3 protein-coding genes are annotated in these 2,976 nt (G+C 42.9%); all 3 read right to left on the reverse strand.

Annotated features, from left to right (window positions below):
- Positions 1-322, reverse strand: a 322-nt coding sequence (locus F6K37_RS36600; protein WP_287255887.1) for a hypothetical protein, incomplete at its 3' end; no start/stop codon positions are given.
- 79 nt (positions 323-401) lie between these two features.
- On the reverse strand, positions 402-2,504 hold the full coding sequence (locus F6K37_RS36605; protein WP_287255888.1) for an NACHT domain-containing protein: 2,103 nt from the start codon (positions 2,502-2,504) through the stop codon (positions 402-404).
- A 154-nt stretch (positions 2,505-2,658) separates the two neighbouring features.
- A partial coding sequence (locus F6K37_RS36610) for a hypothetical protein (RefSeq protein WP_502887808.1) occupies positions 2,659-2,976 on the reverse strand: 318 nt, incomplete at its 5' end.

Raw genomic sequence — 2,976 nt, forward strand, 5'->3', positions numbered from 1 at the left:
AAATTAAATAGTCTAGGCAGTTTGATAAAACAGTGCAGTGAGCCAAGTGTAGTAAGTGGGGGGAGTGCGATCGCTTTCTAGATATAGATGGTCCGTTACATTTCACCGCGAAGCATCCTAAAAGTGCGATCGCACTTGGGGGGATTCCATAAAAGTCTGCCGATGGATCAATAAGAATAGGGAGTGTGGGAAGTGTGGTAAGTGTGGTGAGATCGGGGCGATCGATGTACTTATAGCAGAAGTCAGAAGTCAAACTCTTGCGCTTACTTAGGTTTGGACTTTTGTCATGTCCTAACTGCTCTGTCTTGATGCAGTCGCTCATGGGGGAAACCCCCAAGACCGCGCTGCATCGCTGGCGACTGCTATAATTACAAAGGTGACATGGTTCCACACTCTCAACACTAGGTTGTGGCAAAGTGCTCTCGCAGCAAATCGTGGATGAATCGATAGCGTCCACCGACTTGCTTGATCAAGCGGCGTTCTGTGGCATAGCTCAGGAAATGGGCGTAATCCCAGGGGATTGAACCACTGCGCCAGAGAATGAGGCGGAGGACGAAATGCTGAATGACAGGTCTGCCAGCATATGAAAAGCCAATTAACATTGCCATCCCAGAAGCACCAATTAACATGCTGAGTAGTTTAACATTCTCTCCTGATACTAGATCAGGTAATACAAACAACAAGAAAGTTCCAGGGAAACTAATTATACTAAGAATAACGGTATTTTTAGCGGATTCTTTAATCCTCTGATTGGGTTTATTTCTGGTTTTTACTTCTTCTCCACTCAGACCTCTAATCAGCCCATAAAGCAGCCCTATAATTAGCCCTCTAATCAGCCCAACACTCAACCCAACACTCAGCCCATAAATTAGCCCAACACTCAGCCCATAAATCAGCCCATAAATCAGCTCTTCAATTATTTTTTTTCTGTCTTTCCATGAAAGTGTAATAGTTTTAGAAAGATCTACTTTATTAAAAAATCGCCCATAAATTACCCCATAAAATAGCCCAAGACTCAGATCAAAAATCATTGAAAAAATCAGCCCATAAACCAGCCCAAGACTCAGCTGATACAAACCCTTTTTTCGGGATTTATTCAACATATCAGGCTGCATTTTTTCAATCCAAAACTCCGTTTGTTTTTCCTCCTTCAATCCTTTAGCAAGCCAGCCTAACCAGCGCCTTGTTTCCTCTTCTGAATAACCTCGACGGTTATGGGATTCCTTTAGTTTACGGTCAATGTAATCCTGAAATAACTTTTGACGGCATTGGTTCTGATAGTCTTCCTTTGCTTTAGGATCCTTAAGCTCTCTCTCTACTGGCTTCAACCCATCGGGATAAGCAACGGGAATCAAGTGCAATAGCAAGGGCATTCTGGCTAACTCTAGCAATCCCTCTGAATCTTGCTGAATTCCTGGCCAGAGTTGCTGACAGTTTAACCCCTTTAAATAAGCTTCAATCTGCTGATCGCTCAAAGGTTGCAGACAGACTGCTCCCCGCATCTCCAGAATTTGCTCACTAGCTTTGTATTCTTCTTCGCGACAGCAGACCACAATTTGAGGAACATCTTTGACAAACTGATTTAATTGCTGAACACATAACCTTTGCCGCTCTAAACCCAACTCATCCAAACCATCCAGAAGAGGTAACAACTTACCGGTGGTAATCCACTCCTGAGTAATCTCTTTGCGGAGATTATAACGAAAATTTAAATTAGCCACCAACCATTCAGCAATTGGCTGCTTATTATCTTTCCAATCAGAAAGTTCAGCAATAATTGGAATTGGTTGGTTTTCCTGCTGCTGGGCACGTGTAATTAAATCCTTGGCCAAATCCAACAGCATGGTGGTTTTTCCAGAACCGGGGGCACCGAGAATCAACAGTTTCCCGGCAATATCTTCTTGGTTAAATACCTCAATAACCTTTTGACCTGGTTCAGAGTCTGTAGTTACTCGACGAAACTTGAGCAACTGTTTCCACCATGGAGGAGAATTGCTAGGATTCACAGTAATTTTTTCTCGACGACCCACTTGCTCTCTCTTGTCTGCCATTACCAACTGAATCAAGTGGTGATTGTGCAGGGAGTCATCAAGGCGCATGTTAACTTCAGCTGCCATTGCTCCGAGCAAATCCCTGCGCCATCGCTGTAACTTTGCCTGTGGAATCTGTCTAGAGATTTGAGTTTGCTTTCCTGGCCTAGTTGTCAGCAAATACCAAATTGTAGGTAAGACGAAGAGGTAACCAATACCTAAAATCCAGTAGACTTCTTGGAACCACTGGGTATCCTGTTCTGCTGATTTTTGAGAAACTAAATTTTCTGCTTGATGAGCTAAGAATACATAAACTATTACGCATACAGCAATTACTATAATTTTGCGAAAGAGAGTTTTTGGCTGCTCAAAGCGATTGTTCAAAAGTCCGAGAATACAGATAAGTAGTCCTAGTAGTAACTGGAGTAGTCTTTGAAGGACGTTGGGATTGGTCAGATATTCAGCAAGGTTCATCTCTGAAGCGACCTCTGTTTTATGAATCTATGAAATTTTAACGAATTGCTATCGATATAGCCAAGGAAAAATCAAATAGTGCGATCGCTTTCTAGCTATAGATGGTGCGTTACATTTCACCGCGAAGCACCCTACGCACTCACGCCAACAGCTATCAGCTATCACCATCATCGAGCAATTGTTGATGATTTTCTAGTTCCAAGATGTCTTCTCGATTGACAACTTCATCACTAATTTCAAGGATAGAATCTGCTGAGGAAAGCTTGTTGTTGAGCAGATTTTTAATTTCTGTTTCACCCATAGACATTCCTTCCTCAAAGAACCGTTGACTGCTATTGGTACTATCAACAAAGAAGCCACGTGACTGTTGGGGCAATTTGAAGTCAGAGGGCAATGACTGAGCCTGGACATTAGAGACGATGCCAGCAGTTAAGGCTAGGGCTGTCAAGGCTAGGCTTGTCTGTTTCCCAAA

Source organism: Moorena sp. SIO4E2 (assembly GCF_010671945.1).
In the GTDB taxonomy this organism is placed as follows: Bacteria; Cyanobacteriota; Cyanobacteriia; order Cyanobacteriales; family Coleofasciculaceae; genus Moorena; species Moorena producens.

What these genes read in the sequence shown, in the direction of transcription:
- F6K37_RS36605 (WP_287255888.1), bottom strand. Translation starts at nt 2,504, where the DNA reads ATGAACCTTGCTGAATATCTGACCAATCCCAACGTCCTTCAAAGACTA.